This window comes from Deltaproteobacteria bacterium (assembly GCA_028818775.1).
Classification (GTDB): Bacteria; Desulfobacterota; Binatia; order UBA9968; family JAJDTQ01; genus JAJDTQ01.
Window position 1 is genome coordinate 39,638 of record JAPPNE010000046.1, and the last position, 8,218, is coordinate 47,855.

Below are 8,218 nucleotides of genomic sequence, written 5' to 3' on the forward strand. Positions count from 1 at the left end.
GGTGATCCGGCCTATTGACTTGGGTGGGTGCAGGTCTATAATTTTCATTGACCGGCTGGCCGGTCATGTTGAGAAATGCCTATCGTTGTCGACAAGGAGCGCAAACGCGCCGAGATCCTGGAAGCGGCGATGCTGGTCTTCGCCAGCAAGGGCTTTCATCGCGCCAAGATGGAGGAAGTGGCGGCCGCCGCGCAGATCGGCAAGGGCACCATCTACGAGTACTTCACCAGCAAGCCGCAAATGCTGCAGGCCCTCCACGGCCACATGCTGGGCAAGCTCAAGGACTACTACAGCGAGAAGCTCAAGGGCATCGAGGAGCCTCCGGAGATCCTCGCCCACTTCCTGGCCGCGGCCCTCGCGAGCTTCCGGGAATGGGAGCCCTTCTTCTACGTCTTCTGCGACGTCTGGGCCGAAGCCGGCCGGGCCGAGCAGCAGAACCTCCTGCGGATGCAGTTGCGCGAGTCCTACCAGTCCTCCATCGACGACCTCACCGGGGTGGTCGAGGCGGGGGTGGCCGGCGGATTCTTCCGTTGCGAACAGCCCCGGCTGGCGGCCGAGTACATTCTCGCCTGCGTCGACGGGCTGGCGCTCCACTGGCTCTATGACCAGGAGGCGTTCGACCTGGGCGAGATGACCGAGTCCCTGACCCGGACGGTCCTGAGGAGCCTGTCGTGAAAGTCCGCATCGCCGTCTCCGTATTGTTGATCCTGCTCCTGAGCGCGGTGACCGCGGTGGGCGTGTACGTGATCCAGGACGTGGAGGAGAAGCCGCCGGTCGAGCCCGAAGCGGTGCCCGTGCCCGTGGAGGTGGCCGCGGTCACGGCCGCGGACTTCGTGCACCGGATCGAAGCCTTGGGGAGCATCGCCGCGGTGCGCGAGGGGCCGGTCAGCGCCGAGGTCGCCGGCCGCATTGTCGAGATCCCGGCGGACGTCGACCTGGGGAGCGAGGTGGCGGCCGGCGATCTGCTGGCCAGGGTGGATCACCGGGACTACGAGATCGCGGTAAGGAAGGCCGCGGCCCAAGTGTCCGGGGCCAGGGCGCGGCTGCGCAAGGCCGCGGTGGACATCGAGCGGCAGCGCAAGCTGGTGAGCCTCAACGGGGAACAGTTCCGGCTCGCGCGCGCGGAGCACGACCGCCTCGTCAAGCTGCGCGAGAAGGGGCTCGTGTCCAGTCAGGAAGTCGAACGGCAGGAGCTTTCCTGGCGGCGCATCGAGGAGGAGCTCGAGTCGGCCCGGAGCGGACAGCGCCAGACCGAAGCCCTGTACGCCATCGCCCAGGCGGACCTCGACCTCGCCGGCGCGCAGTTGGAACAGGCTCGGGAGACGCTGCGCGACACCGGGATCCGGGCGCCCTTTGCCGGCATCATCGCGCGCAAGAGCGTCACCCTTGGGGAGCGGGTCGCGCCGGGCCAGGTGCTCTTCCAGCTTTCCGACGTGGAGACGGTGAAGCTCGACGTGCGTATCCCGGCCTCCGAGATTCAACAAATCGACCCGCGGGTCGCCGCCAGCGTGCGGGTGACCGGTCTCGAGCGGGAACTCACCGGACAGGTGGCCAACATCGGCCCGCGCGCCGACCCGGGCACACGCTCCTTCCCCGTGGAGATCTTCCTGTCCAATCCGGAGCGCCGGCTTCTTCCCGGAATGTTCGCGCGGGCCATGATTCCGGTCCGCGCCTATCCGGCGGCCATTCTGATCCCGCGGGAGAGCGTCCTCTTCGAGGGCGGCGGAGCCACCGTCTTCGTGGCCGACCCTGATTCCGGCCGCGCGGCGCGGCGCGCGGTGCGCATCGCCGGGCGTTTCGGCGCGCGCTACATGATCGCCGGGGGCCTTGAGCCCGGAGACCTCCTCGTCATCGCCGGGCAGCGCCTGCTGCTGGACGGCGCGCGCATTCGCGTGGTCACGCGCCGGGATCTCTCCTCATGAAGAGGGTGATCGAGTTCTCGATCGGGAACCCCGTCATCGTCAACCTGGTGGTGCTCCTGATCCTCATCTCGGGCGTGATCGCCTTCGTCGGGATGAAGCGGGAGTTGTTCCCCGATTTTTCCCGCCGCGTGATTCGGATCGACACGACGTATCGAGGGGCCTCGCCCGAGGAGGTGGAGGAGCTCATCACCGCCAAGATCGAGGACCGGGTCCGCAACGTGGACGGCGTCAACGAGATGCTCTCCACTTCCCGCGAGGGACAGTCCGAAATCCGCCTCCGGATGCAGTCGGATACCGAGATGAGCCGCGCCCTGGGGGACGTGCGCGCCGCCCTGGACCGGGTCGTCGGACTGCCGGAGGAGGCCGAGGAGCCCCGGGTGAGCGAGGTCCTGTCCGCCATCCCGGTGATCACCGTCGCCTTGAGCGGCGACATCCCCGAGCGGGAGCTGGGGGAGATCGCCAAGGATGTGCGGGACCAACTCAGGCGCGTGGACGGCGTCGCCACCGTCTCGATCTTCGGCTTGCGCGAGAACCGGATCCTCATCGAGATCGACCCGGAACGGCTCGACCAGTACCGGCTGAGCCTGGACGAGATTCGCGCCGCCGTGGCCAATCAGAACCGCAACGTGCCCGGCGGCGCGCTGAAGACCGCCCGCGGCGAGATCCTGGTGCGGACCCTGGGGGTGGCCGGAGGCGTGGCCGACGTGGAGCGCATGATCCTCCGTTCCACCGACACCGGGCACGCCCTTACGGTGGGCGACGTCGCTACGGTGCGCGAGTCCTTCGAGGACCCCACGGCGCTGTCGCGTTACGGCGGCAGGCCGTCGATGAACCTCGTGGTCATCAAGGAGGACAGCGGCGATGCCATCAGCGTCTCGGAACGCGTCCGCGACTCCGTGGCGGATCTCCGCGGGACCTTGCCGGAAACCGTGTCCATCGGCATCTTCAACGACTTCTCGGTGTACATCCGGAACCGTCTGGGCACTCTGGGCGAGAGCGGCGCCATCGGCCTGAGCATCGTGCTGGCCACGCTGTGCCTGTTCGTGCGCGGACGCATCGCCGTGTTGACCGCCCTGGGCATACCGTTCGCGGTGCTGGGCTGTCTGGTGCTGATGTCGGTCTTCGACTACAGCCTGAACATGATTTCCGCCTTCGGCCTGATCCTGGTCCTCGGCCTGTTGGTGGACGATGCCGTCATCGTGACCGAGAACGTGTACCGCTACGTGGAGCAGGGTCTGCCGCCCAAGGAGGCGGCGCTCCAGGGCACCTACGAGGTCGCCTGGCCGGTGGTCACCACCGTGGTCACCACGGTCGCCGCGTTCGTTCCGTTCCTGCTGATCCCGGGCACCATCGGCTTCTTCATGGAGCCTCTTCCCATCGTTGTCACCTTCGCGCTGCTGCTCTCGCTGCTCGAGGTGCTGTTCATCCTGCCGTCGCACCTGTCGGACGTCATCACGCCCGCTTATGCGGACAAGCTCCGGCGCGGGGAGCGCCTGTGGCTCACCCGAATGCGCCGTCGCGAGCGCCTGATCGGTCTCCGCCGCATGCACGTGCGTGGCCAGCGCACATGGCTCGCCGGCCTGCGCGGGGCCTACGAAAAGGTCCTCGGAGTCGCGGTCCGCTGGCGTTACGTGGCGGTGAGCGTGATCGTCGCCGGCAGCGTGCTGCTGGCGGTGGCGGCCCAGTACCGGGTGCCCTTCGTGCTCTTCAGCGAGTTCGAATCGAGCCAGTTCTTCATCAACTTCGAGACGTCCGCCAACGCCAAGCTGGAAGACACCGAGGCCGTGGCCGTTCAGGCGGAGGAGATCGTGCTGGGGTTGCCGCCCGGCGAGCTCAGGTCCCTTTCCACCACCGTCGGCGTCGCCTTCCTGGACGCGAACCGCGTGGTGCGGGGAAGCAACGTGGGGCAGCTCACCCTGGAGCTGCAGGACGACCGCGTGCGCAGTTCGGCCGAGGTCATCGAGGACCTCCGGGGCAAGATGGAACGGATACCGGGCATCACCAAGCTCCAGTTCCTCAGTCTCCAGGCCGGTCCCGGCGGGCCGGACATCGAGGCCCGCGTCATCGGCGAGGACCTCGCGAGCCTCCGGCGGCTGACCGATGAGGTCAAGGCCTTTCTGGCCACCCTGCCGGGCGTACGGGACATCCGTGACGACATGGTCGCCGGCAAGGACGAGATCCGCATCAGCCTCAAGCCGGAAGGCCGCGCGCTGGGTCTCGACGTGAGCGGCATCGCACGCCAGGTGCAGCAGGGATTTCAGGGGGTCGAGGCTTCGAGCATCCAGCGCGGAGACGAAGACGTGCCCATCGTCATCCGGTTCCCCGGGGACCAGCGCGGCCAGGTCGACACCGTGTCGCGCATGAAGCTCACGCTGCCTTCCGGCGAGCGGGTCTTCCTGAGCGACGTCGCCGACATCGGCACCGGCATCAGCGCGACGCAGATCAACCGGGACGACCAGAAGCGGGCGTTGAGCGTCTTCGCCGAGGTGGAGACGGGCAAGACCACCGTGGTGGAGGTCACGAACGCGTTGCAGCGGCAGTTCGCCGACGCCGGCCGCCGCTACCCGGGCCAGCGGGTCGTGGTCAAGGGCGAACGGCAGGAGATGGAGGAGTCGCTGGGTTCCTTGCCGCAAATCTCCCTGATCACGTTGTTCGTCATCTACTTCGTGCTGGGCTCCCTGTTCAAGTCGTTCGTGCAACCGTTCATCGTCATGGCCGCGATCCCCTTCTCCTTCGGCGGCATCGTGATCGGCCATCTCGTCATGGGCGAGAACCTGAGCTTTCTGTCCCTCCTGGGTTTCGTCGCCCTGGCGGGGGTCGTGGTCAACGATTCCCTCATCCTGGTGGACTTCATCAACCGCAGCCGGAGGAGGGGCACGTCGGCCTACGACTCCATCATCCAGTCCGGCGTCATGCGCCTGAGGCCCGTCATGCTGACCACCGTCACCACCGTGGGCGGCCTCGTCCCGCTGGCCTTCTTCGCCACCGGCCAGGCCAAGTTCCTTTCGCCCATGGCCATCTCGGTGGTGTGGGGCCTGTCCTTCGCGACCATCCTGACGCTGATGCTCACGCCCTGCCTCTACGCCATCCTCGACGACGTCAAGGCCTTCGCTCGGCGATTGTTCCGCGTCGGCGCCGCGACGCCCCTGGAGGCTTTTTCCGAGAATCCACTTGGCAGCCTTCCGACCCCCTCTCCCTCTGGGAGAGGGCCGGGGTGAGGGTGCCCGATCGGGAATTTGACAGCCTCCAAGGCGCTTCCTATAAGTGATCGCATGCGCTGGCGAACGTCGTTCATACCCACCATCAAGGAAGAGCCGTCGGACGCGGAGGTGGTCAGCCACCGGCTGCTGGTGCGCGCCGGCATGATCCGGCAGGTCAGCCGCGGGGTGTACGACTTTCTCCCGCTGGCGTTGCGCACCCTGCGCAAGATCGAGGCCATCGTGCGCGAGGAGATGAACCGGGCCGGCGCCCAGGAGCTGCTGATGCCGGTCACCTCGCCGGCTGAGCTGTGGCAGGACAGCGGCCGCTGGGAGGTCTACGGCAAGGAGCTGCTGCGCTTCAAGGACCGTCACGAGCGGGACTTCTGTCTCGCCCCGACCCACGAGGAGGTCATCACCGACATCGTGCGCCGGGACGTCCGCTCCTACCGCGAGCTGCCCATGAACCTCTACCAGATCCAGACCAAGTTCCGTGACGAGGTGCGCCCGCGCTTCGGCTTGATGCGCGGCCGCGAGTTCATCATGAAGGACGCCTACAGCTTCCACCTGGACCGGGAGGACGCCGAGCGCGAGTACCGCAACATGTACGACACCTACCGGCGCATCTTCACCCGCTGCGGCCTGAGCTTTCGCGCGGTGGAGGCCGACTCCGGCGCCATCGGCGGCAGCCTGTCGCACGAGTTCCAGGTGCTGGCGGAGTCGGGCGAGGACGCGCTGGCCGCGTGCGGCGCCTGCGACTACGCCGCCAACGTGCAGAAGGCGGAGTCGCGGCTGGCGGAAACCGAAGGCGGCGCGGGCGGCGCCGAGCCGGAAGTCGTGCCCACGCCCGGCCTCAAGACGGTCCCGGAGGTGTCCGAGTTCCTGAAGGTCCCGCCGGAGCGCTTCATCAAGACCATGATCTACCGGAAGCCGTCCGGCGGGCTGCTGGCCGTGCTGGTGCGCGGCGACCACGAGGTCAACGAGACCAAGCTGGGCAACCTGCTGGACACCATCGCGGTGGAAATGGCCGACGAGGACGAGGTGCTTGAGGCCGTGGGGGCGCCGCCGGGTTTCCTCGGGCCCATGAACCTGCCCCTGGAGGTATGGGCGGACCACGCCGTTCAGGGCATGACCGACGCGGTCACCGGCGCCAACCAGGGCGACGCCCACACCGTCCACGTGGACCAGACCCGGGATTTCACCCCCGCCCGCTTCGCCGACCTGCGCCTGGTCCGGGCCGGAGACCGGTGCGCGCGTTGCGACGAGGGCGTCATCGAGGAGCATCGCGGCATCGAGGTGGGACACGTCTTCTATCTCGGGAGCAAGTACAGCCAGGCCATGAACGCCACGATCCTCGACTCCGGGGGGCAGGAGCGCATCATGGAGATGGGCTGCTACGGCATCGGCGTCACCCGGCTCATGGCCGCCGCCATCGAGCAGAACAACGATGCCGACGGCATCATCTGGCCTCTGTCCATCGCGCCCTTCGCCGTCGAGCTGCTGCCCCTCAACTACAAGGAGGACGCCGTGCGGGAGGTCACCGACCGCATCTACGACGGCCTGCGCGAGGCCGGCCGCGAGGTCCTGCTGGACGACCGCGACGAGCGCCCCGGCGTCAAGTTCAAGGACGCCGACCTCGTGGGCATCCCGCTGCGGGTCACCATCGGCGCCCGGGGCCTGGCCAAGGGGAACGTGGAACTGCGCTGGCGCAAGGACGGAGCCACCGAGGACGTCCCGGTGGACGAGGCCGTGGCGCGCATCGGCGCGGCACTGGAGAGTGCGACAACATGACGGCTGATGGCTTCGGAGTCAAGGAACGGCTGATCGTCGCGCTGGACTTGGCCGACCCGGAAAAGGCCTGGTCCCTCGCGACCCTGCTGGCGCCGGAAGTCGGCATGTTCAAGGTCGGCAAGCAGCTTTACGTGAGTGCCGGGCCGGACATCGTCCGCACCATCCACGAACTCGGCGGCGAGGTCTTCCTCGACTTGAAGTTCCATGACATCTCCAACACCGTGGCCGCCGCGGCCGTGGAGGCTGCCCGGCTCGGGGTCCGGCTGTTCAACGTCCACGCCTCAGGAGGCCCGGAGATGATGCGGCAGACCGCGGCAGCGGTGGAGAAGGTCTGCGGGGAGGAAGGCTTGCGGCGCCCCTCGGTGCTGGGCGTCACGGTCCTTACGAGCCTCGACGACTCGGACCTCGAGACGCTGGGGATTCAGGGAGGCGTGCGCGCCCAGGTCTTGCGGCTGGCGGGGATGGTTCAGGAGGCTGGCCTCGCAGGGGTGGTCTGCTCCGCCCAGGAGGCTTCGGACATCCGGCGCTCTTGCGGCGAAGCCTTCCTGCTGGTGACGCCGGGCATTCGCCCCGCGGGCCGGCAGGCGGGCGATCAGAAGCGGATCATGACCCCCGGGGACGCGCTGCGCGCCGGCATCGACTACATCGTGGTGGGCCGGCCCATCACCGGGGCGGACGACCCGGCGGCGGCGGCGCGGGCGGTGGTGGCGGAGATGGCCGAGGCTGCCGGGTGACCTGGTGTCGACCCCGCCCCTACAACGTTCACCATTGAGATGTTAGGTTAGGAACCCATGCCCGTAGCCACCATTGAAGAAGCGCTGGAAGACATCCGTCAAGGCAGGATGGTCATCCTGATGGATGACGAGAACCGCGAGAACGAGGGCGACCTCACCATGGCCGCGGAACTGGTCACCCCCGAGGCCATCAATTTCATGGCCACCTGGGGACGGGGCCTGATCTGCCTTCCGCTGACCGAGGACAAGGTCGCCCAGCTCGGCCTCACCATGATGGTGCGCGACAACACGGCCCCCTATGGCACCGCCTTCACGGTCTCCATCGACGGCGTCAAGAACGTCACCACCGGTATTTCCGCCTCCGACCGCGCCGAAACGATCCTTGCCGCCATCGCGGACGACGCCGCCCCGGGAGACCTGTGCACACCCGGGCACATCTTCCCCCTGCGCGCCAGGAACGGCGGCGTGCTCGTGCGCACCGGCCAGACCGAGGGCTCCGTGGACCTGTGCCGGCTGGCGGGGCTCAAGCCCGCCGGCGTGATCTGCGAGATCATGAAGGACGACGGCACCATGG

At 67.8% G+C, this 8,218-nt stretch carries 6 protein-coding genes; all 6 read left to right on the top strand.

What is annotated here, in order from left to right:
* Nucleotides 1-75: 75 nt before the first annotated feature.
* A complete protein-coding gene (locus OXU42_04510; GenBank protein MDE0028654.1) occupies nt 76-675 on the top strand; it encodes a TetR/AcrR family transcriptional regulator in 600 nt (199 codons plus the stop codon).
* Nucleotides 672-1,922, top strand: coding sequence for an efflux RND transporter periplasmic adaptor subunit (locus tag OXU42_04515; protein ID MDE0028655.1), 1,251 nt, complete (start codon nt 672-674; stop codon nt 1,920-1,922). The genes OXU42_04510 and OXU42_04515 overlap by 4 nt, the downstream gene beginning before the upstream one ends.
* Nucleotides 1,919-5,140: an efflux RND transporter permease subunit gene (locus OXU42_04520; protein ID MDE0028656.1), complete on the top strand. Its 3,222-nt coding sequence runs from the start codon at nt 1,919-1,921 to the stop codon at nt 5,138-5,140. Before OXU42_04515 ends, OXU42_04520 begins: the two co-directional genes overlap by 4 nt.
* Nucleotides 5,141-5,194: 54 nt before the next feature.
* On the top strand, nt 5,195-6,910 hold the full coding sequence (locus tag OXU42_04525; protein MDE0028657.1) for a proline--tRNA ligase: 1,716 nt from the start codon (nt 5,195-5,197) through the stop codon (nt 6,908-6,910).
* On the top strand, nt 6,907-7,644 hold the full coding sequence (gene pyrF, locus OXU42_04530; protein MDE0028658.1) for an orotidine-5'-phosphate decarboxylase: 738 nt from the start codon (nt 6,907-6,909) through the stop codon (nt 7,642-7,644). The genes OXU42_04525 and pyrF overlap by 4 nt, the downstream gene beginning before the upstream one ends.
* A gap of 57 nt (nt 7,645-7,701) precedes the next feature.
* Nucleotides 7,702-8,218: 3,4-dihydroxy-2-butanone-4-phosphate synthase (ribB, locus tag OXU42_04535; protein MDE0028659.1), on the top strand; the 517-nt coding region annotated here is incomplete at its 3' end.